Source organism: Ottowia sp. (assembly GCF_047601385.1).
GTDB lineage: Bacteria > Pseudomonadota > Gammaproteobacteria > Burkholderiales > Burkholderiaceae_C > Ottowia.
Genome location: NZ_JASGJP010000001.1, coordinates 3,716,967 through 3,743,714 on the forward strand (window position 1 = coordinate 3,716,967; position 26,748 = coordinate 3,743,714).

A 26,748-nucleotide genomic window follows, 5' to 3' on the forward strand; every position below is an offset into this window, starting at 1 on the left:
GCAAGAAGAAAATGAAAGTACTCGAAGGCATCAAGGTTCTGGATTTCGGCCGCTTCATCGCCGGACCCTATTGCGCGGCGCTGCTGGCCGACTACGGCGCCGAGGTCATTCGCATCGACCGGGTGGAGGGCGGCGAGGACCGCTACATCGTGCCCGTCACCGAAAGCGGAGATGGGGCGATGTTCCTGCAACTGAATCGCAACAAGCGCTCCCTCACGCTGGACCTCGCCAGCCCGGAGGGCCGCGCGATCGTGCGCAAGCTGGTGGCGGGCGCCGACGTGGTGGTGGCCAACATGCCGCCGCGCACGCTCAGGAGCCTGGGGCTGGACTACGAAACCCTGAGCGCCATCAGGCCCGACATCATCCTGGTGGCTTCCAACGCCTTCGGCAACGCCGAGGCCGTGCGCGACCGCGTGGGCTTCGATGGCGTGGGGCAGACGCTCAGCGGCGCCGTATACATGGCCGGCACGCCCGAGCAGCCGCAGAAGGCCATGGTGCCGGTGGTGGATTTCGCCACCTCGTTCGCATGCGCGCTGGGCACCGTGCTGGCGCTGTATGAACGCCAGCGCAGCGGCAAGGGCCAGGAAGTGGGCGCCTCGCTGCTGTGCACGGGCCTGAACATGGCCAGCGGCGCGCTGATCGAGGAAGCGCTGCTGGGTCTGGATCGACCAGCCACGCAGAATCGCGCCTCGGGCTACGCACCGTCCGACATCTTCAAGGCCCGGGACGGCTGGTTCATCACCCAGGTCATCGGCCGTGCCATGTTCAGGAGCTGGACGCAGCTCGTGGGCCACCCGGAATTTCTCGACGACCCACGCTTCGCCGACGACAAGCTGCGCGGCGAGCACGGCGAGTTCCTGAGCGGCGTGATGAGCGACTGGGCCCGCGACAAGTCACTGGATGAATGCCTGACCCTGCTGGAGAAGGCGCGCATCCCGGCCGGCCGCGTCAACTCGCCGAGCCAGGCGCTGGCCGACGAGACCGTGCGCGCGGCCAACCTCATTCAGTGGATGGACTACCCTGGTGCACCGAAGAAGGTGCCCATCTTCGCCACGCCGGTGTCGCTGTCGCGCACGCCGCCCGAGATCCGCCAGCGCGCGCCGCTCAACGGCGAGCACACCGACGAGATCCTGGCCGAACTCGGCCTGGATGCCGAAGCCATCGCCGATCTGCGCGGGCGCGGGATCGTCTAACCCAGCCAGCGCGCGTCCGGCCAATGCCCCTGCTCGAACGTCGTCCGCACGCAGTGCATCAGCGCATCGACCACGCAGCGCACCGGTGCCGTGGCCTGGCGGCTGCCGGGCGTGGCCAGCACGATGGTGCGCTTGAGCCCCGGCGCGGCCAACGGCGCCGCGCTCAGGGTGCCGCGCTCCACTTCCTGCGTGACGGCCACGGCGGGCAGGATCGTCCAGCCGTGGCCCTGCGCCACCAGCTCCTTCTGCACGCTGAGCGCACTGGTCTCGGCGAACACCTGCAAGGCCACGCCGGCCTCGGTGGCGGCGTGCTCGATCACGGCGCGCAGGCCCTGCGGCGCGGCGGGCAGGATGAAGGGCTCGCGCGCCACGCGCGCCAGCGGCAGCGGGCGCCTGCGCGACAGCCGGGCGGCGGGCGCGGCCACGGCCCACAGACTTTCCTCCAGCAGCGGTTTCACGCGCAGCGCGGGTGTTTCCTTCTGACCGTAGATCAGGGCCGCGTCCACGTCGCCGGCCTCCAGCCAGTTCAGCAGATGGCCGGCGTAGCCGATGGTCAGGCGCAGGCGGATGCGCGGGTGGCGCCGCGCCACCTCGGCGGCCAGCCGCGTCGCCAGCAGGTCGCAGGTGCTGGCCAGCAGGCCGATGGACACGATGCCGGCCACCGGCCCTTCGGTGGGCTGGATCTCGGCCTTGGCGCGCGCCACCTCGTCCAGGATGCGGCGCGCGTATTCCAGCATGGCCTTGCCGGGCGCGGTGAGCTGCATGCCGTGGCGCCCGCGCTCGAACAGCTCGGTGCCCAGGTCGTCCTCCAGCAGCCGCAGCTGGCGCGACACCGCCGGCTGCACCAGGTTGAGCAGGGCCGAGGCGCGCGTCACGTTGCCCGTTTCGGCCACGGTGACGAAAGCACGCAGTTGCTTGAGGTCCATGGCGAATGCCGCGATGCCGAAAACTGATGTTCCGATCAAAAAATTCTATTTTTTTTTTGATTCCATCAAATATTACTATTCTTTAACGACACCCACCTCGGAGACCTTTTCCATGAGCCATCTTTCCGCGCCCGACCAATACCAGGAAATCCGCGACGCCGTGCGCGCCCTGTGCAACCAGTTTCCGGCCGAGTACCACCGCAAGATCGACGAGGCGCGCGGCTACCCCGAGGAATTCGTCAACGCGCTCACCAAGGCCGGCTGGATGGCCGCGCTGATTCCGCAGGAATACGGTGGCCCGGGCCTGTCGATGGCCGAGGCCTCGGTCATCATGGAGGAGATCAACCGCAGCGGCGGCAACTCCGGCGCCTGCCACGGTCAGATGTACGTGATGAACACCATCGTGTTCAGCGGCAGCGAGGCCCAGAAGCAGAAGTACCTGCCCAAGATCGCCGCCGGCGATCTGCGCGTGCAGTCGATGGGCGTGACCGAGCCCACCACGGGCAGCGACACCACCAAGCTCAAGACCACGGCGGTGAAGAAGGACGGCCGCTGGGTCGTCAACGGCCAGAAGGTCTGGATCAGCCGCGTGCAGCACAGCGACCTGCTGATCCTGCTGGCGCGCACCACGCCCGTGGACCAGGTGGCAAAGCGCAGCGACGGCCTGTCGTGCTTCATCGTCGAGCTGGACAAGGCTACGGCCAAGGGCCTCACCGTGCGCCCCATCCTGAACATGGTCAACCACGAGACCAACGAGCTGTTCTTCGACAACCTGGAGCTGCCCGAGGACGCGCTGCTGGGCACCGAAGGCAAGGGCCTGAAGGTGATCTTCGACGGCCTGAACGCCGAGCGCACGCTGATCGCCTCCGAGTGCATCGGCGACGGCTACTGGTTCCTGGAAAAGGCCCGCGACTACGCCAACGAGCGCAAGGTCTTCGGCCGCCCGATCGGCCAGAACCAGGGCGTGCAGTTCCCGCTGGCCGAGTGCTTCATCGAACTGGAAGCGGCCAACCTCATGCGCTGGCGTGCCTGCCAGAAGATCGATGCGCGCGAGAACGCGGGCACCGAGGCCAACATGGCCAAGTACCTGGCCGCCAAGGCGAGCTGGGAGGCCGCCAACGCCTGCCTGCAGACGCACGGCGGCTTCGGCTTCGCCTGCGAATACGACGTCGAGCGCAAGTTCCGCGAGACGCGGCTGTACCAGGTGGCGCCGATCTCCACCAACATGATCCTCAGCCACATCGCCCAGCACACGCTGGGGCTGCCCCGCTCGTTCTGAGCAAAGGGGCAGGGCGGCACCAGGTGCCTTGATTCAGGTGCTATTTAAAATAGAGCGCCCAGCGCTTGCTGCGTAAGCACTGGCGGCCGATTCCATTCTTGTATGGGCAGAGAAGACGCGGTATGAGCCAAGACATCACCGAAACCTACGACGCCTGGGTGGGCCGCACCGACGAGAGCGTCGACCAGATCACCCCTACCCCCATCCGACTGATGCAGGCCACGCTGGATTCCGCCAGCGCCGCCTCGCTGCCGCCGCACCTGCCGCCGCTGTGGCACTGGCTGTACTTCCTGCCGGGCGAACGTCAATCGAACGTCGGGCCCGACGGGCATCCCCGACGCGGCGGTTTCCTGCCGCCCGTCACCCTGCCGCGGCGCATGTGGGCCGGCGGGCGCCTGCAGTTCCTGCAGCCGCTGCCGGTGGGCGAGACGGTGCAGCGCGTCTCGCTCATCAAGAGCATCAACGTCAAGGCAGGCCGCAGCGGCCGGCTGGTGTTCGTGACGGTGCAGCACGAGGTGTCGGGCGCGCAGGGCGTTGCCATCCACGAGGAGCAGGACATCGTCTACCGCGACCCGCCCGCTCCCGGCGCCCCCGCGCCGCAGCCCGCCGCCGCGCCCACCGACGAGCAGTTCGGCCGCACCGTCACGCCCGACCCGGTGTTGCTGATGCGCTATTCGGCGCTCACCTTCAATGGCCATCGCATCCACTACGACCGGCCTTACGCCATGCAGGAGGAGGGCTACCCCGGCCTCGTGGTGCACGGCCCGCTGATCGCCACGCTGCTCATGGAGGAACTGCGCCACGCGTACCCGGACAAGACCGTCCGCAGCTTCGAATTCAAGGCCGTCAGCCCCTTGTTCGATACCGCGCCGTTCACGGTGAACGGCAAGCTCGACGGCGGCACGGCCCACCTGTGGGCGCGCGGCTCGCAAGGGCAGCTCGCCATGCAGGCCAGCGCGGAAATCGCATAAGGACACCACCCATGCAGTCACCATCCCCTCGCCCAGGGCCACTGCACGGCATGACGGCCGTCACGCTGGAGCACGCTATCGCCGCGCCGTTCTGCACGCGCCAGCTCGCCGACCTGGGCGCGCGCGTCATCAAGGTGGAGCGCCCCGGCGTGGGCGACTTCGCCCGCGCCTACGACCACCGCACGCGCGGCCTGGCGTCGCATTTCGTGTGGACGAACCGCTCCAAGGAAAGCCTGACGCTCGACCTGAAGCAGCCGCAGGCGCAGCAACTGCTGGGTGAGCTGCTGGCCGGCGCCGACGTGCTGGTGCAGAACCTCGCGCCCGGCGCAGCCGCGCGCATGGGCCTGTCGTTCGAGGCGCTGCACGAGCAGTATCCCAAGCTGATCGTCTGCGACATCAGCGGCTACGGCGCCGACGGCCCCTACCGCGACAAGAAGGCCTACGACCTGCTGATCCAGAGCGAGGCGGCCTTCCTGTCGATTACCGGCACCCGGGACGAGCCCAGCAAGGCCGGCATCTCGATCGCCGACATCGCGGCGGGCATGTACGCCTACACCGGCATCCTGAGCGCGCTGCTGCAACGGGGCCGCACGGGCGAGGGCTCGCACGTCGAGGTCTCTATGCTGGAAGCGCTGGGCGAGTGGATGGGCTTCCCCATGTACTACGCCTACGACGATCAGGCGCCGCCCACGCGCAATGGCGCCGCGCACGCCACCATCTACCCCTATGGGCCCTTCGCCGCGGGCGACGGCAAGGTCGTCATGCTGGGCCTGCAGAACGAGCGCGAGTGGAAGCTGTTCTGCGACAAGGTCCTGCTCTGCCCCGAACTGGCCACCGACCCGCGCTTCGACGCCAACGTGCGCCGCGTGGAGAACCGCGCGGCCCTGAAGGCCGTCATCGAGCAGACCTTTGCTCCTCTCACGGCGCAGGAGGTGGTCGCGCGCCTCGACGAGGCGCAGATCGCCAACGCCGCCGTCAACCAGGTGGGCGACCTGTGGACGCATCCGCAGCTGCATGCGCGCCAGCGCTTTCGCCCGATCGGCTCTCCGGCGGGCGAGCTGCAGGCGCTGCTGCCGCCCGCCACCGTGGGCAGCTTCGATGCCCGCATGGACGCCGTGCCCGGCCTGGGCGAACACACCGTGACCATCCTGCGCGCACTGGGGCGCAGCGAGGCCGACATCGCGCAGCTGCGCAGCACCGGAGTGATCTGAACCATGACCGCATCTTCCGTACACCACGCGCGCAGCCTGCTGTTCGTGCCCGCCACCAAGCCCGAGCGCTTCGCCAAGGCGCTCGATTCGGGCGCCGACTGCATCATCATCGACCTCGAGGATGCCGTGGCCGAGGGCAGCAAGGACGGCGCGCGCGCACAGCTCGCGCAGCACCTGCCGCAGCTCACCGCCGCGCAGCTGGCGCGCACCGTGGTGCGCATCAACGCCGTCGGCATGCCTTGGCACGCCGCCGACCTCGCGCTGCTGCGTGATTGGGTGACGCAGGGCGTGGCCGTGATGTTGCCCAAATCCGAGGATCCGGCCGCGCTGCGCACCGTGGCGCAGACGCTGGGCGAAGGCGCGCAGATCGTGGTCCTGGTCGAATCGCTGGCCGGGCTGGATGCGGTCGATGCGCTGGCGCGTGAGCCGCAGGTGGCGCGCGTGGCCTTCGGCCACCTCGACTTCCAGCTCGACTTGGGCATGCGCGCTTCCGTGGAGGAGCCCGAACTCGCCTTCGCGCGCAATGCGCTGGTCGCCGCGTCGCGCCGGGCCAGTCTGCCCGCGCCCATCGACGGCGTGACCACCGATACCGGCAGCGCCGAACGGCTGGCGGCCGACGCCCGGCGGGCCCGCGCCTTCGGCTTTGGCGGCAAGCTGTGCATCCATCCCGCGCAGGTGGCCGGGGCGAACGCGGCGCTGGGCTACTCCGAGGCCGAGCAGGCGTGGGCGCTGCGGGTGCTGGAAGAAGCCGTCAAGCGCGGCGGCGAGGTGTTCAGCCTCGACGGCCGCATGGTCGATCTTCCCGTGATCCGCGCGGCGGAGGCGGTGCGGGCGACGCTGCCCGGGTAAGCAGAGTCCTCCGAGGTCTTCAAAGCGCCAGGCAGTAGAACTCGGCGGCGGTGCCGGCGAACAATACTGCCTTTTCTGCCTGCGAGGCGCCCGAGGCGAGGCGTTTGAACGCGTTCCACAGCGTGGCGTAGCTGCAGCCGGTTTTGTCCACCGGGAAGCTGCTCTCGAACATGGCGCGCCGCGCGCCGAAGGCTTCGATGCAAGTCTCGACGGGACGCCACTCGTCGGCCAGCGCCTGCGACGACGCGGTGCCGCTGGCGGCCATCGCGGCGATGCCGCCCGCGAACTCGACCTCGCCCACCACGCGCATGTCCTCCGGTCCGCGGGCGCGGTACATGGCGCCGCACTCCATGAAGACGGTGGCGACGACGTTGTGGCCGCTGCCGGTGTCGGCGGCGAACTGGTCCAGCAGGTAGAGCGGGGAGCGTTCCAGGGCCTGGTGCAGTACGTGCGGCGGCGCGCCCGGCGGCAGGGCGGCCATGAGGGCGCGCAGGTCCCACAGGTGATGGTGGGCGTCGACGATGGGCAGCTCGGGCTCGAGGATGGTTTCGCGCGGCTCGTTTTCTCGTGGCATGGCGGGTCTACGGTGCGGCGGTTCACGGCCCTTCGGCGGGCGGCGCGGCCAGGTCCGCCAGCACCCGCTGCGCGTCCTGGCGCACGTCGTTCGCCAGGCCCTCGGCCAGCCGCAGGCGGCGCAGCAGCCAGGGCGCGGCGTCGGGCAGAAAGGGATCGGGCAGCGCTTCGGCCATCGCCGGTAGGTCGGCTTCGATGCCTTCTGCGGCCGTGGCAACGGGGTTGCCCGTGCCGGCGTGGTCGAGGTCCAGCGTGGCTTCGATGCGCGCCGCCGCATCGTGCACGGGCTCGGCGATGTCGCCAGGTTGCAGGTGCTCGCGCCGCAGCAGCAGCAGCGACTGCACGGCGCTGAGCTGGCCCAGCAATTGGTAGCCGTGGCCTTGCAGCAACTCCAGCGGCGCCAGCGGCGGGCGCACGGCGCGCGGCTCGGCCAGGGCGCGGCCGGCGGCCTGCACCAGGGCTGAGAGGGCGTCGTAGGCTTCGCGCCGCGCCAGGCGCCAGGCCAGTTCGGGCTGTGCCGCGATGTCGCCCAGCGTGCCGATGGCCAGCGAGTGGCGCGCGTGCAGCGCCAGCGCGAGGCAGACGCGGCGTACCAGGTCGGCGAGCTGGTGGCGCTCCCACGAAGGCAGCACGTAGCAGAAGGCCCAGGCGATCCCGGCGCCCAGCAGCGTGTCGCCCACGCGCTCGACCAGCGCGAAGGTGGGGTTGCCGGTGGCGTAGAGCAGATGCGCCTGCACCAGCCCCATGACCGACGCGGCCACCGCCGTGGTCATGTAGTGCCGCACGGCGAAGGCGTGCGCCACGCCCTGCCCGATGGTGACCACCAGCAGCAGCACCAGCGCCGGCGGATGCAGCGCCAGCAGGCCGGTGGCCAGCAGGCTGCCCACCAGGGTGCCGGCCACGCGGTCGTTGAGCCGCTCCAGCGTCTGCGCCAGGTTGCCGCGCAGCACCACCACGATGGTGATCAGGATCCAGTAGTCGTGCGATCCCCAGGGCAGCAGCATGGCGATGAGGTAGCCGGTGCCCACGGCCAGCGCGGCGCGCAGGGCGTGGCGCAGCGCCGGCTGCCGCCAGTGCCACACGGTCAGCAGCGGCTGCCAGGACCAGTAGGCCGGGCTGACGAACAGCTGCCAGCTGGTGCGCACCGCCGCCAGGTCGGGCGCGGCGTCGCCGCGCGCCAGGGCGGTGAGCCGGCGCACGGCGGCGTCCTGCTGGCCGACGTGGAAGCTGATGCTGCGCAGCAGCGCGGCCAGGGCGTGTGCGTGGGCGTCGTGCGGGGCGTCCTGCGCCTCGGTCTCGGCCTGGTGCCGCAGGGCGGCCAGGCCGGCGCCGTGGTCCGGCGCGGGCGGCGGGCGGCGCTCCAGCAGCAGGGCGTCGGCCACCTGCTCTACGTCGCGCGCCATGGCGCGGTAGATGCCGGCCAACTGGTCCAGCACGGCGGCGCGGGCCGGGCCGGCGCGGCCCAGGTCGAGTTCGCTGGCGATCAGGTGGTCGCGCATCTCCAGCACCACGATCAGCATGCCGGCCAGGCGCTGGCGGCGCGGCGTGCGGGGAGATTCCAGCACCACGTCGCGCGTGGCTTGCAGCTGGTCGGCCAGGGCGGCCTGGCGTTGGAGCAGCTCGCCCAGCTGGCTGGCGCCGACGTCGTCGGTGTCGGACGCGGCCGCCTGGGCGATGCGGCCGGCATGGGTGCGCAGCAGGGCGGCCACGGACAGCAGCAGGTCGGCCATGAGCTGCGCGCGGTAGCGTCCGTTGAGCGCCAGGTTGGCCAGCACCGCGTACACGATGTACAGCACGGCGCCGAGCGCGCAGTACAGCGTGCGCATGAGGGCCTCGTGCAGGCTGCCGGGCGGCGGCGGCGACAGGGCGAACAGCATGGCCAGCATCACGCCCACGGCCACCGGCATGCCGCGCTTGCCCCAGGCCATGCCCAGGAAGGCGACGAAGGTGGCGGGCACCAGCAGCAGGCCCAGCTCCACCGGGTGGTGGCGCAGCAGCTGCACGGCCAGGAACAGCGGTATGCCGAGCAGCGGCGCCGCCACCATCTGCGCGAACTTGCCCCGGCGCGCCCGCACGCCGTCGGTCACCAGCGCGGTGATGACGCCGACCGTGGCGTTGGCCGCCGCTTCGGCGCCGAGCGCCGCGTGCACCAGCGCGGTGACCAGGAACATGCCGAACGCCACCGAGGCGCCGTTGAGCACCTGGGCGCTCAGCAGCGTGCGCAGCGCCTGCCGGCGGCGTGCGCCGCTCCACCAGCGGGGCGGGGCCGGGGCGTTCATGCGGCGAGATTGTCTATCATCCGCCGCCATGAACAAGGCGTTCACACGCGAGTCGGACGGCGACGACGATGACGACCTGGCCCTGCCGCCGCTGCCGCCCGGCGGGCGCAACTACATCACGCCGCAGGGCTACGCGCGGCTGCGCGGCGAGCTGCTGGGGCTGATCGACGACGAGCGGCCGAAGGTGGTGGAGGCGGTGCACTGGGCGGCCAAGAACGGCGACCGGTCGGAGAACGGCGACTACCTGTACGGCAAGAAGCGCCTGCGCGAGATCGACCGGCGCATCCGCTTCCTGACCAAGCGGCTGGAGATCGCCGAGGTGACGGACCCCAGCGCGCACCACGGCGGCGAGCAGGTGTTCTTCGGCGCCACGGTGACCTACGCGGACGATGAAGGCGCCGAGCGCACCGTCACCATCAAGGGCATCGACGAGGCCGAGAGCGCGGCGGGCGAGGTGAGCTGGGTCAGCCCGATCGCCCGCACGCTGCTGCGCGCCCGCGTGGGCGACGTGCTGCAACTGCCAACACCGGCGGGCGTGCGCGAGATCGAGGTGGTCGATGTCGAGTACCCGGCACCGGATGCAAGTTGATTGCTATTGATAAGATAGCTGCCCGCGCTTGCCGGACGGGCGCTGGAGGCCGAAAAGTCTTGTAAAACCGCGCGGCTCTAATGGCCGCTGGCCGCCGACATGATGCGCGTGGCGCGCAGCACCGACTGTGTGCGGCGCAGGGCGCGCAGCACGGTGTCGAGGTGGGCGCGGTCGCGCACGGTGACGACCAGGCGCAGGTCCAGCGCCTCCTGCGCGGTTTCCTCCGTCATGCCCAGGTGCACGATGTCGGCCTCGGCGGCGGCGATGGCGGAGGCCACGCGCGCCAGCACGCCCTTGCCGTTGACCACGGTGACGACGACGCCGGACTCGAACGCCCGCACCGGCTCGTCGGCCCAGGCCACGGTGATGAAGCGCTCGGCGTCCTTGTGCTGCAGGCGGCGTGCCACCGCGCACTCGTCCACGTGCACCACCAGGCCCTCGCCGCGGCCCAGGTAGCCGACCACGTTGTCGCCAGGGACGGGGCGGCAGCAGGTGGCGTACTTGATGGAGACGTTGTCGGCGCCGTCCAGGATGACGGCGCCCTGCGACAGGTTCTCGTGCGCGGTGTAGCGCTCGCGCGTGAGCAGCAGCGCGTCGGGCTTGACGCCCCGCGCCGCCAACAGCGTGACCAGGCGCTTGGCCACCATGCTGGCGCTGCGCTTGCCCAGGCCGATGTCGGCCAGCATCTCGTCGCGGTTGCGGTTGCCGGTGAAGCGCACCAGCTTGTCCCAGATCGGGCGGTCGGCCGGCTCCTGGCCGGGCGGCTGGCCGAGGCCCTCGGCGCGCAGCGCCTGCGCCAGCAGCTTCTCGCCCAGCTCGCGCGATTCGTCCTGCGCCAGGTTCTTCAGGTGGTGGCGGATCTTGGAGCGCGCGCGCCCCGTGCGCACGAAGCCCAGCCACGCCGGGTTGGGGCTGGAGACGGGGGCGGTGATGATCTCGATCACGTCGCCGTTGTGCAGCTCGGTGCGCAGCGGCACCTGCTCGCCGTTGACCTTGGCGGCCACGGTGTGGTCGCCCACGTTGCTGTGGATGGCGTAGGCGTAGTCCACCGTGGTGGCGCCCTGTGGCAGCGCCATGATCTGGCCCTTGGGCGTGAAGACGTAGACGGCGTCTGGCGCCAGGTCGACGCGGATGTGTTCCCAGAACTCGGCCGCGTCGCGCGTCTCGTGCTGGATGTCGAGCAGCGACTGCAGCCACTGCGTGCCCAGTTCCGCGCTGTCGGCGCCGTCGGCCTTGTTGACCTTGTAGAGCCAGTGCGCGGCCACGCCGGCCTCGGCCACCAGGTCCATCGCCTCGGTGCGGACCTGGAACTCGATGTTGACGCTGGCCGGCCCCACCAGCGTGGTGTGCAGCGACTGGTAGCCGTTGATCTTGGGGATGGCGATGTAGTCCTTGAAGCGCCCCGGCACCGGCTTGTAGAGCTGGTGCAGCAGGCCCAGCGCGGTGTAGCAGCTGATGGTGTTGGGCAGCACCACGCGCACGCCGTACAGGTCGCTCACCTGGGCGAACGAAAGGCGCTTGTCGTCCATCTTGCGGTAGATGGAGTAGAGCGTCTTCTCGCGCCCGATGATGCGCGCCGCCAGGCCCGCGTCGGCCAGCGTGTTCTGCACCTCCTGCTGCACTTTCTGGATCAGGTCGCGCCGGCGCTGGCGCGCGCGGTTCACCGCCTTGGCCAGCACGGCGTAGCGCCACGGCTTCAAGTGGCGGAAGGCCAGGTCCTGCAATTCGCGGTAGGTCTGGTTCAGGCCCAGGCGGTGCGCGATGGGGGCGTAGATCTCCAGCGTCTCGGTGCTGATGCGGCCCCACTTGCTGCGCGGCATGTCGCCCATGGTGCGCATGTTGTGGGTGCGGTCGGCCAGCTTGATGAGGATCACGCGCACGTCGCGCGCCATCGCCAGCAGCATCTTGCGGAAGGATTCGGCCTGGTTCTCCTCGCGCGTATTGAACTGGAGTTTGTCCAGCTTGGTGAGACCGTCCACCAGCTCGGCCACCTGCGGGCCGAACTGCTCCAGCAGGTCGGCCTTGCTGACGCCGCAGTCCTCCAGCGTGTCGTGCAGCAGGGCGGCCATCAGCGCGTGGGCGTCCAGCTTCCACTCGGCGCACTGGGCGGCCACGGCGATGGGGTGGGTGATGTAGGGCTCGCCGCTGCTGCGCAGCTGACCCAGGTGGGCGCTGTCGGCGAAGCGGTAGGCCTTGCGCACCAGTTCGGTGTCGGCCGGCTCCAGGTAGTCCAGTCGGGCCTCGAGCGCGGCAAAGCTGGCCGCTGCCGCGTTGGCGGCAGCCGCGGGAAGCTCGACGGCGGGGGTCACCGAGGTCATCCCCCGAATTTAACCTCGCCCCTGAAATTTTGTGCAAACGCAACAAAAAGGCGCCCCTCGGGGCGCCTGCGTGGTGGCCTGAATGCGACGGGAACCGCGTCAGGGCACTTTCTTGAGCATTTCCAGCCCGACCTTGCCGTCGGCGATCTCGCGCAGGGCGGTGACGCCGGCCTTGTTGCGCGTTTCGATCTTCGGGGTGTGGCCCTGGTTCAGCATGCGGGCGCGGTAGGTGGCGGCGAGCACCAGCTGGAAGCGGTTGGGGATTTTTTCGAGGCAGTCTTCGACGGTGATGCGGGCCATGGCGGAGGTCAGATGATGTTGAGGGCGCGGAAGGTGTCGGCGCGGGCGCGAACCTGGGCGGAATACTTCAAGCGCTGGGCGTGCACGATGGCCTTGAGGTCGAAAAGTGCGCGCTCGAAAACCTCGTTGATTATAACGTAGTCGAAATGCCTGGCCTGGGCCAGTTCCTCGCGCGCGTTGGCCAGGCGCAGCTCGATGGTGTCGCTGCTGTCCTCGCCCCGGCGCGTCAGGCGTGAGCGCAGCTCTTCCCAGCTGGGCGGCAGCACGAAGACCAGCACGGCGTTGGCGAAGCGCCGGCGGATCTGCAGCGCGCCCTGCCAGTCGATCTCCAGCACCACGTCGCCGCCGGCGGCGGTGCGCGCCTCTATGGCCTGGCGCGAGGTGCCGTAGCGGTGGCCGTGCACCTGCGCCCATTCCAGGAAGTCCCCGGCGGCGACCATGGCGTCGAACGCCTCGTCGCCGATGAAGAGGTATTCGCGCCCGTGCAGTTCCTGCCCGCGCGGCGCGCGCGTGGTGTGCGATACGGAGGGCCGCACGCCTGCGTCCACCTCCATCAGCGCCTTCACCAGGCTCGACTTGCCGGCGCCGCTGGGCGCGGCGACGACGAACAGGTTTCCGGGGTAGTCCATGGGGGCGGGGTGCTATGCATATCGGAGTACAGGCGGCGATTTTATCGGGCGCCTGCTGCGAGAATGAGCCCATCAACCCACGCGAGAAGCACTCACCGATGGAGCACCTTCGCTTCAGCCCCGTCCGCGTCTACCTGGGCGACAAGTCCGGCAAGTACCCCGATGGCAATCAGGTCATCGTGCAGGGCGCCGACCTGCGCGTGGCCTTCGACACGCCGCTGTCGGCGCGGTACATCGGCGCCGACCTGGACGGCGTGGACCTGGTCATCCTCGGCCACGTGCACGAGGACCACATGGTGGCGCTGGGCCGCCTGCCGCAGGCGCGCGTGCAGGTGCACGAGGCCGACCTGGCCGCCGCCCGGTCCTGGGACGGGCTGGCGCGCCACTACGGCTACGCGCCGCCGGTGCTGGCGGCGGTGCGCGAGATGATCGTGCGCGACTTCGACTACGCGCCGCGCCCCGACGCCACCGGCTATGCCGACGGCGCCGTGTGGGACCTGGGCGGCGGCGTGCGCGTGCGCGCGCACCACCTGCCGGGCCACACGGCCGGCCACAGCGCGCTGGTGGTGGAGAGCGAGGGCGTGGCCTTCATCGGCGACATCGACCTGACCGGCTTCGGGCCGTACTACGGCGACGCCACCTCCAGCCTGGCCGACTTCCAGCGCAGCTTGGCGCGGGTGAAGGAGATCGACGCCCGCGTGTGGGTCACCTCGCACCACCGCGGCGTGCTCACCGACCGCGCGGACTTCCTGAAGGCGCTGACGCAGTTCACCGGCAGGATCGAGGCGCGCAGCGACAAGCTGCTGGGCTACCTGCGCGAGCGGCCGCACACGCTGGATGAGCTGGTCCAGCGCCGCATGCTGTACCCGCCGGGCTTCGAGCTGCCCTACGTCGAGGCCGCCGAGCGCCGCAGCATCACGCAGCACCTGGAACTGCTGGCGGGGCAGGGCGTCGTGCGCCAGCAGGACGACGGCGCCTGGGCCTTGGCCTAGACGCGGCCGAACACCAGCAGCAGGTTGTTGGCTGGCATCGCGTGCCGCCCGCGCAGCGCCAGGCCCGCGCGAGCGGCCTCGTGCGCCACGTCGGCCAGGCGGCGCAGGCCCCAGGCGGGGTCGCGGGCGCGCAGGTCGGCGTCGAAGGCGAGGTTGCTGGGGGCGGTGGGCACGTCGTCTTCCAGATAGGGACCGTAGGTCACCAGCAGGCCGCCGGGCGACAGGTGGCGCGCGGCGCCCTGCATCAGGCCCGCGCAGCTCTCCCAGGGGCTGATGTGCAGCAGGTTGGCGGCGAACACCAGATCGAACGGCGCGCCGAAGCGCGGCCCGTCGTCGGAAGGCCAGCGGGCATCGCGCACGTCCAGCCGGCGCGGCGGCAAGACGTTGCGCGCGCCGGTTTCGCGGGACCAGCCGGCGATGGCGTCGAACAGCGCGTCGCCCAAGTCGGTCGGCTGCCAGCGCCAGCCCGGCAGCGCGGCCGTGAAGTGCGCCGCGTGCTGGCCGGTGCCGCTGGCGATCTCCAGCGCCTGGCCGCTGGGCGGCAGCAGCGCGTGCAGGCGCGCCAGGATGGGCGCGCGGTTGCGTTCGGCGGCAGGGCTGTGGGGCAGGGACACGAACTGAATATTTAAGAAAAATCGGCCTCCAGCGCTTGCTGGACGTGCGTTGGCAGCTATTAATAGTAGAGCATCAAGGTTTGTCCTGCGGCGCGGGCCGGATGCGCTCGCGGATCACGATGCCGCTGTGGTCGGGCGGCTCGTCGGGGGCGGACAGCGCGTCGATGCCGGCGCCGATCGCCTTGCCCGTCAGCGTGACGCCGGTCGCCACCACCGCGCCGCCGACGCTGACCGCCGCGCCCACGGCGCCGGTGGCGACGGCGCAGCCCTGCAGCCCCGCCAGCGCCAGCAGCAGCGCCGCCACTGCTGCCGCGCGCATCATGCGCCGCCCCGCACCTGCGTGGCGATGTCGAGCGAGCGCAGGCGCAGCGCCGGGTCGTAGACGTCGCAGGTGAACATCATTTCGTCGCAGCCGGTCTCGCGCGCCAGCGTCTGCAGGCCGGCGCGCACCTTGTCGGGCCCGCCGATCACCGCGCAGGCCAGGAAGTCGGCGATGCCCAGGCGCTCCTGCGGGCTCAGGTGGTCGAGATAGTGTTCCTGCGGCGGCGGCAGCTTGCCGCGCGCGCCGCGCAGGATGCCCAGCACGCGCTGGAAGATGCTGCTGGCCAGGTACGTCGCCTCGGCGTCGGTGGGCGCGGCCACCAGCGGCACGCCGATCACCAGGTAGGGTTGGGCGCACTGGGCCGAGGGCTTGAAGGCGCGCCGGTAGACCTCGATCGCCTCCATCAGCATCGCCGGCGCGAAGTGCGAGGCGAAGGCGTAGGGCAGCCCGCGCTCGGCCGCCAGCTGGGCCGAGAACAGGCTGGAGCCCAGCAGCCAGATCGGCACGCGCGTGCCGGCGCCGGGGTTGGCGATCAGCTTCTGGCCGGGGCGGGGCTCGTCCAGCAGGTGCTGCAGCTCGGCGACCTCCCGCGGGAAGTCTTCCACCGTCTCCACGCGGTCGCGGCGCAGCGCGCGCATGGTCATCGGGTCGGTGCCGGGCGCGCGGCCCAGGCCCAGGTCGATGCGGCCGGGGTACAGCTCGGCCAGCGTGCCGAAGCTCTCGGCCACGGTCAGCGGCGGGTGGTTGGGCAGCATCACGCCGCCCGAGCCGACGCGGATGCGCTCGGTGCCGCCGGCGATGTGCCCCACCAGCACCGCCGTGGCCGACGAGGCGATGCCCGCCATGTTGTGGTGCTCGGCCAGCCAGTAGCGCGTGAAGCCCAGCCGCTCCGCGTGGCGCGCGGTCCGCAGCGACACGGCCAGCGCGTCGGCCACCGTGGCGCCCTCGCGCACGGGCACCAGGTCGAGCATGGAGAAGGCAATGTCGTTCAAGGCTTTGGTCATGCCGGCTATTCTGCGCCGGGTCCGGTGGCTAAGAGCGTGTTTACGATCTCATCCCCGACAATCCTTGGGTGAAGAGAAAGCCGTACCCAAGCGACATAAGTCGAGAGAAGTTTGCCGAGATAGAGCCGCTGCTGCGCAGCGTTCGGCGCAGCACCAAACCGATCAAGCTCGATCTGTACGAGGTGTTCTGTGCAGTGCTGTACCTGCTGCGCACGGGTTGCCAGTGGCGCTATCTGCCACCGCAGTTCCCCAAGTGGCACAACGTCTATGCGTACTGGCGCAAGTGGAGCGAGCCTGACCAGCACGGAGTGAGCGTGCTGGAGCAGGCTTTAAAAAAATCAGGTTGGCGCGGCCCGAGAGAAACTGGGGCGCAACGCCTGCAGCGCGTTCTTGATCGTGGACGCGCAGAGCGTCAAGAACGCTGACACAGCGGGCTTCAAAGGCTACGACGCAGGCAAGAAAGTCTCGGGTATCAAGCGACACATCGCGGTGGACACCCAGGGCCTGCCCCATGCCGTGGCGGTAACCACAGCCGAAGTGACGGATCGCAAAGGAGCGCTTGCGGCATTCAAGCGCTGCAAGCAGTCGCTGGGGCGGGTGCAAAGTGTGCTGACGGACAGCGGCTACACAGGAGCTCCCTTCGCCCAAGGCGTCAAGGACATCCTGGGTGAGCATGTGACGGTGCAGATTGCCAAGCGAAGCGAGCTGCACACTTTCAAGGTCATGCCCCAGCGCTGGGTGGTTGAGCGCAGCTTTGCGTGGTTGGAGAAAAACCGCAGGCTATGGAAGAACTGTGAGCGATGGCTCAATACCAGCTTGCAGTTCGTCCACTTGGCGTTTCTGGCTCTGCTACTCAGGAGATCGTAAACACGCTCTAAGATTGGCGAGCCTCCTGCAATTCGCTTCTACCCATGGACCTTGCGCCCCCCGCCCTCGAAGTGCTGCCGCGCGACCTCTCGGCCTACCGCGCCGGCAACACCGGCATTCCCTACGTGCATCGCATAGGCAGCGGCCGGCCCGGCCCGCACGTGCTGATCAACGCGCTGACGCACGGCAACGAGATCTGCGGCATGGTCGCCGCCACGCACCTGCTGGACAGCGGCGTGCGGCCGAAGATCGGCACGCTGACGGTGAGCTTCGCCCACGTCGAGGCGTATGAAGCCTTCCGCGCCGACGAGCCGTTCGCCAACCGCCAGCTGGTGCACAACCTCAACCGCATCTGGTCCGACGAATGGCTGGACGGCCCCGAGCACAGCCCCGAGCTGCGCCGCGCGCGCGAGCTGCGCCCGGTGGTGGCCGCGGCCGACCACATCCTCGACATCCACTCCACCAGCCAGGCGGTGCAGCCGTTCTGGGTGTATCCCGGCTTCGAGCGCAACGCGCGCGCGGCGCTGGCCATCGGCGCGCGGGGCCACGTCGCGGTGCACCTGGTGATGCCGCAGGGCCTGGGCAGCGGCACGCCGCTGATCCAGCACGGCCGCCACGGCCAGGCCGACGGCGCCGCCGGCGTGGCGCTGGTGGCCGAGTGCGGCCAGCACTTCCTGCGCGCCAGCGCCGACACGGCGACGGCGGTGGCGCTGGACTTCCTGGCGCACTTCGGCCTGATCGAGCCGCTGCCGCCGCCCGCCCGGCCGCCCGCCGCCCCGCAGCGCCGCTTCGAGCTGCTGCAAACCTGCATGGTGCGCACGCCCGCGTTCCGCTTCGCGCGGCCGCTGCGCGGCTTCGAGACCTTCGCCCGCGGCGAGCTGATCGCCACCGACGGCGAGGCTGGCGAGATCCGCGCGCCCTGCGACGGCTGCACCGTGCTCATGCCCACGCGCCAGCCCATCGTCGGGCGCGAGGCGGTGTACCTGTCGCGGCCGCTCGCCGGCTGAGCGCGGGTTTCTTTGCATCGAATCAGCCTCCAGTGCCCGCCAGTAAAGCGCCATTGGCTATCAAAAAAAGAGCTATGGACTGGTCGGCCGCAGGCCGCGCGGGCGTGGCCCCACAGCCTCGGCCGCCGAGCGTGCAAACACCACAAAGTTGGCTTTTTTGCCCGCCACCGAGGCGGGCGCGGGCGCGCAGGAGATATATTGCCGTGTATGTCCGGCCTGCATGGCCGGGCGGCGCACGGCATCCCCCAACGCAATGCAACCGGTCAGCATCCACAGCCCCTTGATCAAGCGCGCCCGGCAGGAGGCGGTCTTCACGGCCTCGTCCATGATCGACCGCTGCGTCGAGGCTGCCCGCGCTTCGCTGGAAGAGGCCGAGCGGCGTTCCGGCTCGGTGGCGCTGCGCCTGCAGCTGAGCGACGCGCTGGCGGGCCTGCTCAAGCACCGGGGCCAATTGCACACGGCGTTCCCGGCCCAGCTCGACAAGGCTTTCCTGTCCGCGCTGGACGCTGCCCACGTCGAAGCGGGGCTGCCCGTGGAAGTCAGCGAGGACGACCTGGCCCTGGTGGACGACGCCGAGGTCTCGCGCTTCGTGGAAGCCTCGCGCCTGCAGCAGGCCGTGATGCCGGTGGTCGAGCAGGCGCTGGCGCGGCTCGATTCGCTCATGAGTTCGGCCCTCGGCCTGCCGGTGGTGCGTGCCGAGCTGAACCCGCTGCGCCCCGACGTGCTGTGCAACGCGCTGCAGAGCGTGGTCGAGCAGGTGCCCGAGGCGCCCGAGGTGCGTTCGCACTGGGTGCGCCACTTCGCCTCGACCTTTGCCGCCGAGCTGAACCGCCTGTATGAAGGCGTGGCCGACATGCTGGAGGCGCAGGGTGTGGAGGAGGCCCGCTACCGCCTGAAGCTGACCGAAGGCGGACCGGTGCCCAGCGCCGCGCCGGAGGCCGCGGGTGGCGGTGGCGGGGGAGCGGGTGGTAGCGGCAGCGGAGGAGGCGGAGGAGGAGGCAGCGGAGGCAGCGGAGGAGGAGGAGGAGGCGGCGGCGGCGGCGGTGAGGGCGAGCGCACGGCGCGCCCGCTGTTCCCCAAGATGAGCCAGCTCGCGCAGGCGCGCCCCGCGGTGCCGCACGCGCTGATGCGCGACTTCCTCTACCGCCCGCAGTGGATCGAGGAATACGACGAGCCCCTGCCCGCCGCCTACTACGACGACGCGCGCGCGCAGGCGGCCGTGGTCGCGGCGGCCCCGGCCGACCCGTACAACGAAAAGGCCGAGGCGCGCGCCCGGGCGCGCGAGCGCGCGCTCAGCGTGGTCGACCGCCCGGCGCGCGCGGTGGCGGTCGATTCGCCGCTGCCGCCGCAGCAGTGGGGCGAGCAGGCTTCGGCGCAGGCGCGCACGCGCACGCTGATGGAGCTGAAGACCCAGGCCAGCAAGGTCAGCCAGGTGCTGGGGCTCGACGCCGTGCGCACCCTGGTGGGCCAGGTCGCGGGTGACCAGCGCGTGCTGGCGCCGGTGCGCGAGGCCTTCGTCGCGCTGGAGCCGGCGCTGCTGCGCGCGGCCATGGACGACCCGCGCTTCTTCGGCAACGACAGCCATCCGGCGCGCCGCCTGATCGAGGAGGTGGCGCAGCGCAGCTTCAAGTACAACGACGAGTTCGCCGAGGACTTCGAGGCGTTCATGGCGCCCGTGCGCCAGGCGGTGCGCGAGCTCAGCGCCGCGCCCCAGCCCGCCAAGCAGGACTTCGCCGACCGCATGCAGGGCCTGCAGGCGCAGTGGCAGACCCAGGACGAGGAGGACAAGCAGGCCGTCGAGCCCGGCATGCAGTCGATGCGCTTCGCGCAGGAGCGGCAGGAGCTGGCCGACAAGATCGCCTGGGAATTCGGCCTGCGCTCCGACCTCGAAGGCGTGCCCGGCAAGGTGGCCGACTTCCTGTTCCAGGACTGGTCGCTGGTGATCGCCCATGCGCAGCTCACCGCCGAGCGCAGCCAGCTCGATCCGGGCGGCTACCTGGCGGTGGTGACCGACCTGCTGTGGAGCGTCAAGCCGCAGGTGGCGCTGCGCCAGCCGGCGCGCCTGTTCGAGGTCGTGCCCGGCGTCGTTTCCACGCTGCGCCGCGGGCTGAACATGCTGGGCAAGGAGCCGGCCGAGACGCAGTCCTTCTTCGACGCGCTGATGCGCTACCACGACCCGGTGCTGCGCCTGCGCCGCACGCGCAGCGCGCGCGACGCCGAGGCGTCCGGCTTCGGCCGCCTGCCGACCGAGTCGGAGCTGATGGCGTTCGACTCCGACCCGCTGCCGCTGGAGCGGCCCAGGCCGCGCGCCGCCGAGCAGCCCTGGCTGGGCCGCGCCGAGCTGGCGGCCGCCGGCTTCGACGACGTCGAGACCGGCCCGGCGCCGCTCACCGAATCGGGCGCGCTGGACGACGAGTTCGCCAGCACGCAGCCAACCGCGGCCGATGACGACGAGTCGGGTTTCGCGCCGACCGAGCCGTGGCAGGACGAGGCGCCCGCCAGTGTCCCGGCCGTCGATTTCCCCGCGCCGCCGGAGCCGGCGCTCGCCAATGGCTTCGTGCCGCTGGACCAGCCGCCCGAGCCCGCCGCCGAGTCGCCCGCGCCGGCCGATGCGGCGCCGGCCGTTCAGGCCGTGCCCATGCCGCGCGCCCGCGTGGCCGAGAGCGAGGACGAGATCGAGACCCGCACCCGCGCCACGCTGGCCCGCCTGCGCACCGGCGACTGGGTGGACCTGCGCGTGCGCGGCGTGTGGCGGCGCGCGCAGCTGACCTGGAGCAGCGACAACGGCTCGCTGTTCATGTTCGTCAGCCAGGGCGGCCGCCCGCACAGCATGACGCGCCGCACCTGCGAGAAGCTGATCCGCGCGCGCTACCTGCGCCTGGTCGATGCCGGCGCCGTGGTCGACAAGGCGCTGCGTTCGCTTTCCGCGGCCGACGCCAGGCTCGCCGCCAAGCCTGTCGCCCTGGCCTGAACCATGCCCGCCGATCCGAGCGTCCTCGAATTCGAAACCGGCGCCAGCCCGCGCGCCACCGTCATCGTCCTGCACGGCCTCGGCGCCGACGCCAGCGACTTCGCGCCCTTCGTGCATGAGGTCGACCTGGCGCCGGCCGGCCCGGTGCGCTGGGTGTTCCCCAACGCGCCGCGGCTGCCGGTGACGATCAACGGCGGCTACGTCATGCCGGCTTGGTACGACATCCACCCCGATCGGAATCAGGAAGACGAAGTCGGCCTGCGCCGCGCGCAGGCGTCGATCGACGCGCTGCTGGCGCGCGAGGCGGCGCGCGGCGTGCCGGCCGGGCGCATCGTTCTGGGAGGCTTCTCGCAGGGCTGCGCCGTGGCGCTGCTCGCCGGCCTGCGCTATCCCGAGCGGCTGGCCGGCATCCTGGGCATGAGCGGCTACCTGCCGCTGGCCGCCACGCTCGCGGCCGAGCGCAGCGCCGCCAGCCAGCGCACGCCCATCTTCCTCGCGCACGGCAGCCAGGACGACATCGTGGCGCCGGCGCGCGCCATTGCCTCGCGCGATGTGCTCCGGTCGCTCGGCTACGCCGTGGAATGGCGCGACTACCCGATGGGCCATTCGGTCTGCCTGGAGGAAGTGCGCGACCTGCAAGCCTGGCTGCGCCTCGTGCTTTCCGAATGAAATAGGCCGCCAGCGTCCGCGCAGCAAGCGCGGGAAGCTATTATCTTGGTAGCAATCGGAGCCTGGCCGCCGCGCTTGCATCGGCCGCCCGCATCCCAATTGCCGCGTCATGAATACCCTGCAAGCCGGCCACCAGCCCGGCGCAGATCGTCCAATGGGTGCGCGCGCACCTGCCGCGCTGGCGCAGGAGGTGGCCGGCTATCCCAACGTGGCGGCCCTGCGCGCCGCCGCGCCGCTGTGGCCGAGCTATTCCGAATCGCTGCTGATCGCCTGCGTGCTGACGGACGGGCAGGGCGGCCAACTGTCGATGTTCACCGCCCAGGCCAGCTTCGGCTCGCCGCGCGACGTGACGCTGGCCGAGCTGACGGTGGAGCTGTTCTACCCGGCCGACGCCGCCACCGAGGCGGCGCTGCGCGCGCAGGCGCAGCGCCGCTGAGCGGCTCGCCGTCATGCCGCCACGATGACGTGCGCCTGAAGCTTGCCCGCCACCGGGCCTTCGCCGTGGCGACGGGCGATCGCTTGCGCGGCGCGGTCCGTGGCGAGCTGAAGCAGGCTGGCGTCGCGCGCCTCGATCTCGTTGCGCAAGGGCGTGCCCTGGCAGTAGGCGATGGCGGCCTCGCGCGCCGACGGGGCGCGGCTGACCTCGGCGCGCGTCTCGATTTTCACCTGCGCGAATCCCGCGCGGTTCAGATCGTCCCGGATCAGGCCCACGTCGTGGTAGCCGTGCGGGGTGCGGGCGAGAAAGCGCGGAGGGTCGTGGGGGAACAGCGCGCCGACGGCGTTGGTCACGTCGTCGGCGAAGGCGTTTTCCTCGATGCGGTCCCAGACGCTGAGGGCGAAGCGCCCGCCTGGCCTCAGCACGCGCCGCGCTTCGGCGTAGCCGGCCACCCGGTCGGGGAAGAACATCGCGCCGAACTGGCAGCAGACGACGTCGAACGAGGCGTCGCCGAAGGGCAGGGCGAGCGCGTCCGCCTGCCGCCATTCGATGCGGCTGTCCGGCCCCTGCCGGCTGGCGGCGTAGTCGAGCATGGGCTGGTTGAGGTCGCTCGCCACGTACCGCGCCTCGCCGTCGAGTCTGGGCGCCAGCGCGCGCGTGACGGCGCCGCTGCCGGCCGCCGTTTCCAGCACCGCGCCGGGCGCGAAGGCGGCCACGAGCCGCGCCATGTGATCCGCGTAGACCTGGAAGATCAGGGGCACCATCAGCGTGTCGTAGAGGCCCGGGATCGAGCCCGCGAATACTTTGTCGCTTTCAGCCATGGGGTTCTCCAGCGTGCCTGAGGGCGCGGGTGATCGCCCGCCATGGTGCGCTGTGCGCGCGGGCCTTGTCAACGCCGCGCGGCGGCGGCTTCGGCCGTGACCCCGGCGTCCGTCCGTGAGCGGCACGGCATCCGCGTCGGTCAGGGGGTCGGCGGGGTGGCCCGCAGCGGCGCGACGAAGTCCGGCGCGGGTTCGCCGTCGCCGTCCCACAGCTCGACGCGCATCGTGCTCGGCACCGCCACGCGGCCGACCATGGCCGGGTGCATGGGTGTGTCGGCGAAGGGTGCGAACAGCGCGCGCACGGCCGGGTCGTCGGCGGCTTCGCCCTCGATCTCGACGCGTTCGATGCGGCCGCTGGCCGAGATCCACAGGCGCACCCGCACCCGCTCGAAGGCGGCGGGCCATGGCCGGTCGGCCAGCAGCCAGTGGTTGTCACGCGGCGCGGGCGCGCGGTCGGCGTGGGTGGCGTCGAGCCATTGCGGCGCCTGCGGGGCTGGCGCCTGCGCTGGCTCGGCCGGCGTGGGCGTGGGGGGTGTCGGCGGCGCTTTGCGCGCGCGAGGCGGAACGTCGGCGGAAGGCGCGGGCGGTGCTGGCGGCGCGGCGGCAGGCGCGGGTGGCGCGGGTGGCAGCACGCGCACGGCTACCCGCAATGCCGTGCGCGGCGGCGTGTCGACGGCGCGGTGGTCGTGTGCGCGCAGCAGCAGAAAGGCCGCGAGGTGCAGGGCCAGCGCGCCGGCCAGGGCGCAGAGCCAGGGGGCGGCGGGCGGTCTGCGTGCCGTCATGGCCGCGCTGGCTCAGCGCCGCACTTCGTCCACCAGCGCGCGGAACTCGTCGATGTCCTCGAAGCTGCGGTAGACGCTGGCGAAGCGGATGTAGGCCACCTTGTCGAGCTTCTTGAGTTCGCGCATCACCAGCTCGCCCAGGCGGCGCGAGGGCACTTCGCGCTCGCCGGCGGCCAGCAGCTTCTCCTCGATGCGCTCGATGGCGGCGTCCTGTTGCTCGGTGCTGACCGGGCGCTTGCGCAGCGCGAGCTGCAGCGAGGCCTGGAGCTTGGCGCGGTCCCAGGGCACGCGCCGGCCGTCCTTCTTGACCACGCTGGGAAAGCTCACGTCCGGCCGCTCGTAGGTGGTGAAGCGCTTGTTGCAGTGCCCGCACTGGCGGCGCCGGCGCACGAAGGCGCCATCGTCGGACACCCGGGTGTCCACCACCTGGGTGTCGGCGTGGGCGCAGAACGGGCAGTGCATCGGCGAATTATGAACGAAATCGGCCTACAGCGCCCGCCAGGCAAGCGCCGGCAGCTATCAATTCAATAGAATTTCAGCCGCCGTAGACGGGGAACTTCCTGGTCAGCTCGGCCACCTTGGCGCGGACGGCGGCCAGGTTGGCCTCGTCGCGCGGCTGGTCCAGCACGTCGGCCACCAGGTGGGCGGTGGCGCGCGCCTCGTCCTCCTTGAAGCCGCGCGTGGTCATGGCGGGGGTGCCGATGCGCACGCCGCTGGTCACCATGGGCTTCTCGGGGTCGTTGGGGATGGCGTTCTTGTTGATCGTCATGTGGGCGCTGCCCAGCACCGCCTCGGCTTCCTTGCCGGTGATGCCCTTGGCGCGCAGGTCCACCAGCATCACGTGGCTCTGCGTGCCGCCGCTGACGATGCGCAGGCCGCGCTCGGTCAGCGTCTGGGCCACCGCCTGGGCGTTCTTCTTCACCTGGGCGGCGTACTGCTTGAAATCGGGCGACAGGGCTTCCTTGAAGGCGATCGCCTTGGCGGCGATGACGTGCATCAGCGGCCCGCCTTGCAGGCCGGGGAACACGGCGCTGTTGATGGCCTTCTCGTGCTCGGCCTTCATCAGGATGAAGCCGGCGCGCGGACCGCGCAGGCTCTTGTGCGTGGTGCTGGTCACCACGTCGGCGTGCGGCACCGGGTTGGGGTAGTGGCCGCCGGCGATCAGGCCGGCGTAGTGGGCCATGTCCACCATGAAGACGGCGCCCACGTCCTTGGCCACCTTGGCGAAGCGCGCCCAGTCGATCTCCAGGCTGTAGGCGCTGGCACCGGCCACGATCAGCCTGGGCTTGGTCTCGTGCGCCTTCTTTTCCATCGCGTCGTAGTCGATGGCTTCTTGCGCGTTCAGGCCGTAGCTGACCACGTTGAACCACTTGCCCGACATGTTCAGCGGCATGCCGTGCGTCAGGTGGCCGCCCTCGGCCAGGCTCATGCCCATGATGGTGTCGCCGGGCTTGAGGAAGGCCAGGAACACCGCCTCGTTGGCGCTGGCGCCGCAGTGCGGCTGCACGTTGGCGGCCTCGGCGCCGAACAGCTGCTTGACGCGGTCGATGGCGAGCTGCTCGACCACGTCCACGTGCTCGCAGCCGCCGTAGTAGCGGCGGCCGGGGTAGCCCTCGGCGTACTTGTTGGTGAGCTGCGTGCCGGCGGCGGCCAGCACGGCGGGCGAGGCGTAGTTCTCGCTGGCGATCAGCTCGATGTGGTCTTCCTGGCGCTGGTGCTCGGCCTGGATGGCGGCCCAGACTTCAGCGTCGGTGCCGGCGATGGTGTGGGTGGTGCGATTGAACATGGCAGTCCTTGGGTAAGGTGGATCCCGGGTGTCGGGGCTGCCCAGGCGAACGGCCGAACGCCCGGCGTGTGGCCGGGCGGTGCGCTTCCCAGTGGTAACCCACGTCAGCGCCCGCAAGAAGGGGTGCCTATCGCCAGTCGCGCAACCGGCCGAGTTTATCCGAAGGAAGTGAATGCGCTCCGGCTGGAGCGCCGCGCCCTGCGATCAGGACAGCGTGGCGACCTTGACCGGCGTGGTTGGCGCTGCAGGCGCGGCCGGCTCCGGCGCGGTGGCGCGCAGCGGGGCACTGTCGTTCAGGGGAATCGCCTTGCCGCGGGCGACCTGGGCGAGGCGCGCGTGCTCGGCCAGCACCTTGTCGGCGTAGCCGCCGTCGCTGGGCAGGTTGGCCGCGCCCACGTACCACTTCAGGCCGGCCTCGACCGAGCCGGCGCGCGTGATGTATTCGCCCAGCACCTTCACGCCCACGCGCAGGTTGGTCTTGGGGTCGAAGGCGGCGTAGTGGCCGCCGAACAGCTCGTACTTGTCAGCGTGGATGTGCGTCATGACCTGCATCAGCCCCTGCGCGCCCACCGGGCTCTGCGCGAACGGGTTGAAGCTGGACTCGATCGCCATGACCGCCAGCACCAGCTTGGGGTCGATGCGGTTGGCGGCGCCGACCTCGTAGGCTTCGGCCACCAGCGCGGCCACCGGCTCGGGCGCCACGCGGTATTTGCGGGCGATCCACAGGGCGACGTTGGCCTGCTCGCGCGGCAGGTCCTTGGGGTTGGCGGCGGTGGCGCGTTCGATGGCGCCCAGCTCCGGCGTGATGCCCAGCGCGGCCACCTGGCGGGCCGTCAGCCAGGCGGAGAGGCGGTCTTCGCCCTGCTGGCGCAGGTCGGGCCGGGCCAGCAGCAGGGCCGCCGCCAGCACCACCACCACGCCCACCAGGGCGAGGCCGTTGTGGGTGATTTCGAAGAAGCCCTCGGCCACGTCACCGGCGAAGGTCTTGAGGCCGCGTCCCACGGCGGCGATGCATGCAGGCGCTGTCATAGCACTCCTTGTCACGGCGCGGGGCGTCCAGGGGCCAGCGGGGAGAGGGTCGCGGTGCTGGCGGCGGAAGGTCACGCGCCCTGATGTCAGTTCATGTGCCGCGTCGGGGGGCGCCGATGACTTCGGGCGCCTTGTCTCCACTTTTCTCGGACGCTTTCGTCCAGTCGCAACGCGGTTTGCCGGGGTCGGCAGCGAATCAGGGTTTCCCAGTATTTTTCACGGGAACGGCGGATTCTAGGGGGCGTCTTCATGCTCGGTCAATACTAAAGATTGGAGTACAAAAACTAATTTGGATATAAGAAAATCGTTCGCCTCCGGGGCTGCTTGGGCC

26 protein-coding genes and 1 riboswitch are annotated in these 26,748 nt (G+C 70.7%); of the genes, 12 read left to right on the forward strand and 14 right to left on the reverse strand.

Going from position 1 to position 26,748, the window contains the following annotated elements; all coding sequences use genetic code 11:
* Positions 1–11: 11 nt before the first annotated feature.
* Positions 12–1,193, forward strand: a complete 1,182-nt coding sequence (locus tag QM772_RS18055) for a CaiB/BaiF CoA transferase family protein (protein ID WP_415138947.1) — start codon at positions 12–14, stop codon at positions 1,191–1,193.
* On the opposite strand, the gene QM772_RS18060 is transcribed toward QM772_RS18055, so the two are convergent.
* On the reverse strand, positions 1,190–2,119 hold the full coding sequence (locus QM772_RS18060) for a LysR family transcriptional regulator (RefSeq protein ID WP_415138949.1): 930 nt from the start codon (positions 2,117–2,119) through the stop codon (positions 1,190–1,192). The genes QM772_RS18055 and QM772_RS18060 overlap by 4 nt on opposite strands.
* A gap of 112 nt (positions 2,120–2,231) precedes the next feature.
* Here QM772_RS18060 and QM772_RS18065 point away from each other — a divergent pair, with 112 nt between their 5' ends.
* From QM772_RS18065 to QM772_RS18080, 4 genes are all read left to right on the forward strand, one after another.
* Positions 2,232–3,398, forward strand: a complete 1,167-nt coding sequence (locus QM772_RS18065; RefSeq protein WP_415138951.1) for an acyl-CoA dehydrogenase family protein — start codon at positions 2,232–2,234, stop codon at positions 3,396–3,398.
* Positions 3,399–3,520: 122 nt separating this feature from the next.
* Complete coding sequence (locus QM772_RS18070; RefSeq protein ID WP_415138953.1) at positions 3,521–4,369, forward strand: MaoC family dehydratase N-terminal domain-containing protein; 849 nt, start codon at positions 3,521–3,523, stop codon at positions 4,367–4,369.
* 11 nt (positions 4,370–4,380) lie between these two features.
* Entirely contained in the window at positions 4,381–5,580 is a 1,200-nt protein-coding gene (locus QM772_RS18075; RefSeq protein ID WP_415138955.1) for a CaiB/BaiF CoA transferase family protein, read from the forward strand.
* Positions 5,581–5,583: 3 nt separating this feature from the next.
* Positions 5,584–6,429 carry an HpcH/HpaI aldolase/citrate lyase family protein gene (locus QM772_RS18080; protein WP_415138957.1) on the forward strand — a complete coding sequence of 282 codons (846 nt, stop codon included), beginning with the start codon at positions 5,584–5,586 and terminating at the stop codon, positions 6,427–6,429.
* Positions 6,430–6,448: 19 nt separating this feature from the next.
* On the opposite strand, the gene QM772_RS18085 is transcribed toward QM772_RS18080, so the two are convergent.
* Positions 6,449–7,003: an amidohydrolase family protein gene (locus QM772_RS18085; protein WP_415138959.1), complete on the reverse strand. Its 555-nt coding sequence runs from the start codon at positions 7,001–7,003 to the stop codon at positions 6,449–6,451.
* A 22-nt stretch (positions 7,004–7,025) separates the two neighbouring features.
* Entirely contained in the window at positions 7,026–9,281 is a 2,256-nt protein-coding gene (locus tag QM772_RS18090) for an FUSC family protein (RefSeq protein ID WP_415138961.1), read from the reverse strand.
* Positions 9,282–9,309: 28 nt separating this feature from the next.
* On the opposite strand from QM772_RS18090, the gene greB reads away from it, so the two are divergent.
* On the forward strand, positions 9,310–9,870 hold the full coding sequence (greB, locus tag QM772_RS18095; protein WP_415138963.1) for a transcription elongation factor GreB: 561 nt from the start codon (positions 9,310–9,312) through the stop codon (positions 9,868–9,870).
* A 77-nt stretch (positions 9,871–9,947) separates the two neighbouring features.
* Here the strand turns inward: greB and QM772_RS18100 are convergent, their stop codons facing one another.
* The 3 genes from QM772_RS18100 to gmk form a co-directional block, all read right to left on the reverse strand.
* On the reverse strand, positions 9,948–12,188 hold the full coding sequence (locus QM772_RS18100; RefSeq protein ID WP_415138965.1) for a RelA/SpoT family protein: 2,241 nt from the start codon (positions 12,186–12,188) through the stop codon (positions 9,948–9,950).
* A gap of 99 nt (positions 12,189–12,287) precedes the next feature.
* Positions 12,288–12,488: a DNA-directed RNA polymerase subunit omega gene (gene rpoZ, locus QM772_RS18105; protein ID WP_415138967.1), complete on the reverse strand. Its 201-nt coding sequence runs from the start codon at positions 12,486–12,488 to the stop codon at positions 12,288–12,290.
* Positions 12,489–12,496: 8 nt separating this feature from the next.
* Positions 12,497–13,117 carry a guanylate kinase gene (gene gmk / locus QM772_RS18110; RefSeq protein WP_415138969.1) on the reverse strand — a complete coding sequence of 207 codons (621 nt, stop codon included), beginning with the start codon at positions 13,115–13,117 and terminating at the stop codon, positions 12,497–12,499.
* Positions 13,118–13,215: 98 nt separating this feature from the next.
* Between gmk and QM772_RS18115 the strand changes: the two genes are divergently transcribed.
* Positions 13,216–14,109, forward strand: coding sequence for an MBL fold metallo-hydrolase (locus QM772_RS18115; RefSeq protein WP_415138971.1), 894 nt, complete (start codon positions 13,216–13,218; stop codon positions 14,107–14,109).
* Here QM772_RS18115 and QM772_RS18120 read toward each other — a convergent pair.
* The 3 genes from QM772_RS18120 to QM772_RS18130 all read right to left on the reverse strand — a co-directional run bounded on the left by QM772_RS18120 (position 14,106) and on the right by QM772_RS18130 (position 16,049).
* Positions 14,106–14,732 carry a DUF938 domain-containing protein gene (locus QM772_RS18120; protein ID WP_415139642.1) on the reverse strand — a complete coding sequence of 209 codons (627 nt, stop codon included), beginning with the start codon at positions 14,730–14,732 and terminating at the stop codon, positions 14,106–14,108. The genes QM772_RS18115 and QM772_RS18120 overlap by 4 nt on opposite strands.
* Before the next feature lie 64 nt (positions 14,733–14,796).
* Positions 14,797–15,042 carry a hypothetical protein gene (locus tag QM772_RS18125; protein WP_415138973.1) on the reverse strand — a complete coding sequence of 82 codons (246 nt, stop codon included), beginning with the start codon at positions 15,040–15,042 and terminating at the stop codon, positions 14,797–14,799.
* Positions 15,042–16,049, reverse strand: a complete 1,008-nt coding sequence (locus QM772_RS18130) for an LLM class flavin-dependent oxidoreductase (RefSeq protein ID WP_415138975.1) — start codon at positions 16,047–16,049, stop codon at positions 15,042–15,044. Before QM772_RS18130 ends, QM772_RS18125 begins: the two co-directional genes overlap by 1 nt.
* Positions 16,050–16,117: 68 nt before the next feature.
* Between QM772_RS18130 and QM772_RS18135 the strand changes: the two genes are divergently transcribed.
* From QM772_RS18135 to QM772_RS18155, 5 genes are all read left to right on the forward strand, one after another.
* Positions 16,118–16,916, forward strand: a protein-coding gene (locus tag QM772_RS18135; protein WP_415136166.1) for an IS5 family transposase whose coding sequence is annotated in 2 segments (ribosomal slippage) — positions 16,118–16,381 and positions 16,383–16,916 — 798 coding nt in all. Because the reading frame shifts where the segments join, the coding sequence is not laid out codon by codon here.
* A gap of 44 nt (positions 16,917–16,960) precedes the next feature.
* Entirely contained in the window at positions 16,961–17,923 is a 963-nt protein-coding gene (locus QM772_RS18140; RefSeq protein WP_415138977.1) for a succinylglutamate desuccinylase/aspartoacylase family protein, read from the forward strand.
* Between the two features lie 253 nt (positions 17,924–18,176).
* Positions 18,177–20,894: a DUF1631 family protein gene (locus tag QM772_RS18145; RefSeq protein ID WP_415138979.1), complete on the forward strand. Its 2,718-nt coding sequence runs from the start codon at positions 18,177–18,179 to the stop codon at positions 20,892–20,894.
* Between the two features lie 3 nt (positions 20,895–20,897).
* On the forward strand, positions 20,898–21,563 hold the full coding sequence (locus tag QM772_RS18150; protein ID WP_415138981.1) for an alpha/beta hydrolase: 666 nt from the start codon (positions 20,898–20,900) through the stop codon (positions 21,561–21,563).
* A gap of 109 nt (positions 21,564–21,672) precedes the next feature.
* Positions 21,673–21,999, forward strand: coding sequence for a hypothetical protein (locus QM772_RS18155; protein WP_415138983.1), 327 nt, complete (start codon positions 21,673–21,675; stop codon positions 21,997–21,999).
* 11 nt (positions 22,000–22,010) lie between these two features.
* On the opposite strand, the gene QM772_RS18160 is transcribed toward QM772_RS18155, so the two are convergent.
* From QM772_RS18160 to QM772_RS18180, 5 genes are all read right to left on the reverse strand, one after another.
* Positions 22,011–22,820: a class I SAM-dependent methyltransferase gene (locus tag QM772_RS18160; protein WP_415138985.1), complete on the reverse strand. Its 810-nt coding sequence runs from the start codon at positions 22,818–22,820 to the stop codon at positions 22,011–22,013.
* Positions 22,821–22,960: 140 nt separating this feature from the next.
* Positions 22,961–23,602 carry a hypothetical protein gene (locus QM772_RS18165; RefSeq protein ID WP_415138987.1) on the reverse strand — a complete coding sequence of 214 codons (642 nt, stop codon included), beginning with the start codon at positions 23,600–23,602 and terminating at the stop codon, positions 22,961–22,963.
* A gap of 12 nt (positions 23,603–23,614) precedes the next feature.
* Positions 23,615–24,064, reverse strand: a complete 450-nt coding sequence (gene nrdR, locus QM772_RS18170) for a transcriptional regulator NrdR (protein WP_415138989.1) — start codon at positions 24,062–24,064, stop codon at positions 23,615–23,617.
* 73 nt (positions 24,065–24,137) lie between these two features.
* The gene (gene glyA / locus QM772_RS18175; protein WP_415138991.1) at positions 24,138–25,388 is read right to left on the reverse strand and encodes a serine hydroxymethyltransferase; all 1,251 of its coding nucleotides are present in this window, start codon (positions 25,386–25,388) and stop codon (positions 24,138–24,140) included.
* Between the two features lie 32 nt (positions 25,389–25,420).
* A riboswitch (ZMP/ZTP riboswitch) is annotated at positions 25,421–25,539 on the reverse strand.
* Between the two features lie 53 nt (positions 25,540–25,592).
* On the reverse strand, positions 25,593–26,417 hold the full coding sequence (locus tag QM772_RS18180) for a transglycosylase SLT domain-containing protein (RefSeq protein ID WP_415138993.1): 825 nt from the start codon (positions 26,415–26,417) through the stop codon (positions 25,593–25,595).
* Between the last annotated feature and the right edge of the window lie 331 nt (positions 26,418–26,748).

Bases quoted from the DNA above. Each gene is read 5' to 3' on its own strand.
- QM772_RS18055 (WP_415138947.1), top strand. From the start codon at position 12: ATGAAAGTACTCGAAGGCATCAAGGTTCTGGATTTCGGCCGCTTCATC.
- QM772_RS18060 (WP_415138949.1), bottom strand. From the start codon at position 2,119: ATGGACCTCAAGCAACTGCGTGCTTTCGTCACCGTGGCCGAAACGGGC.
- QM772_RS18065 (WP_415138951.1), top strand. From the start codon at position 2,232: ATGAGCCATCTTTCCGCGCCCGACCAATACCAGGAAATCCGCGACGCC.
- QM772_RS18070 (WP_415138953.1), top strand. From the start codon at position 3,521: ATGAGCCAAGACATCACCGAAACCTACGACGCCTGGGTGGGCCGCACC.
- QM772_RS18075 (WP_415138955.1), top strand. From the start codon at position 4,381: ATGCAGTCACCATCCCCTCGCCCAGGGCCACTGCACGGCATGACGGCC.
- QM772_RS18080 (WP_415138957.1), top strand. From the start codon at position 5,584: ATGACCGCATCTTCCGTACACCACGCGCGCAGCCTGCTGTTCGTGCCC.
- QM772_RS18085 (WP_415138959.1), bottom strand. From the start codon at position 7,003: ATGCCACGAGAAAACGAGCCGCGCGAAACCATCCTCGAGCCCGAGCTG.
- QM772_RS18090 (WP_415138961.1), bottom strand. From the start codon at position 9,281: ATGAACGCCCCGGCCCCGCCCCGCTGGTGGAGCGGCGCACGCCGCCGG.
- greB (WP_415138963.1), top strand. From the start codon at position 9,310: ATGAACAAGGCGTTCACACGCGAGTCGGACGGCGACGACGATGACGAC.
- QM772_RS18100 (WP_415138965.1), bottom strand. From the start codon at position 12,188: ATGACCTCGGTGACCCCCGCCGTCGAGCTTCCCGCGGCTGCCGCCAAC.
- rpoZ (WP_415138967.1), bottom strand. From the start codon at position 12,488: ATGGCCCGCATCACCGTCGAAGACTGCCTCGAAAAAATCCCCAACCGC.
- gmk (WP_415138969.1), bottom strand. From the start codon at position 13,117: ATGGACTACCCCGGAAACCTGTTCGTCGTCGCCGCGCCCAGCGGCGCC.
- QM772_RS18115 (WP_415138971.1), top strand. From the start codon at position 13,216: ATGGAGCACCTTCGCTTCAGCCCCGTCCGCGTCTACCTGGGCGACAAG.
- QM772_RS18125 (WP_415138973.1), bottom strand. From the start codon at position 15,042: ATGCGCGCGGCAGCAGTGGCGGCGCTGCTGCTGGCGCTGGCGGGGCTG.
- QM772_RS18130 (WP_415138975.1), bottom strand. From the start codon at position 16,049: ATGACCAAAGCCTTGAACGACATTGCCTTCTCCATGCTCGACCTGGTG.
- QM772_RS18140 (WP_415138977.1), top strand. From the start codon at position 16,961: ATGGACCTTGCGCCCCCCGCCCTCGAAGTGCTGCCGCGCGACCTCTCG.
- QM772_RS18145 (WP_415138979.1), top strand. From the start codon at position 18,177: ATGCAACCGGTCAGCATCCACAGCCCCTTGATCAAGCGCGCCCGGCAG.
- QM772_RS18150 (WP_415138981.1), top strand. From the start codon at position 20,898: ATGCCCGCCGATCCGAGCGTCCTCGAATTCGAAACCGGCGCCAGCCCG.
- QM772_RS18155 (WP_415138983.1), top strand. From the start codon at position 21,673: ATGAATACCCTGCAAGCCGGCCACCAGCCCGGCGCAGATCGTCCAATG.
- QM772_RS18160 (WP_415138985.1), bottom strand. From the start codon at position 22,820: ATGGCTGAAAGCGACAAAGTATTCGCGGGCTCGATCCCGGGCCTCTAC.
- QM772_RS18165 (WP_415138987.1), bottom strand. From the start codon at position 23,602: ATGACGGCACGCAGACCGCCCGCCGCCCCCTGGCTCTGCGCCCTGGCC.
- nrdR (WP_415138989.1), bottom strand. From the start codon at position 24,064: ATGCACTGCCCGTTCTGCGCCCACGCCGACACCCAGGTGGTGGACACC.
- glyA (WP_415138991.1), bottom strand. From the start codon at position 25,388: ATGTTCAATCGCACCACCCACACCATCGCCGGCACCGACGCTGAAGTC.
- QM772_RS18180 (WP_415138993.1), bottom strand. From the start codon at position 26,417: ATGACAGCGCCTGCATGCATCGCCGCCGTGGGACGCGGCCTCAAGACC.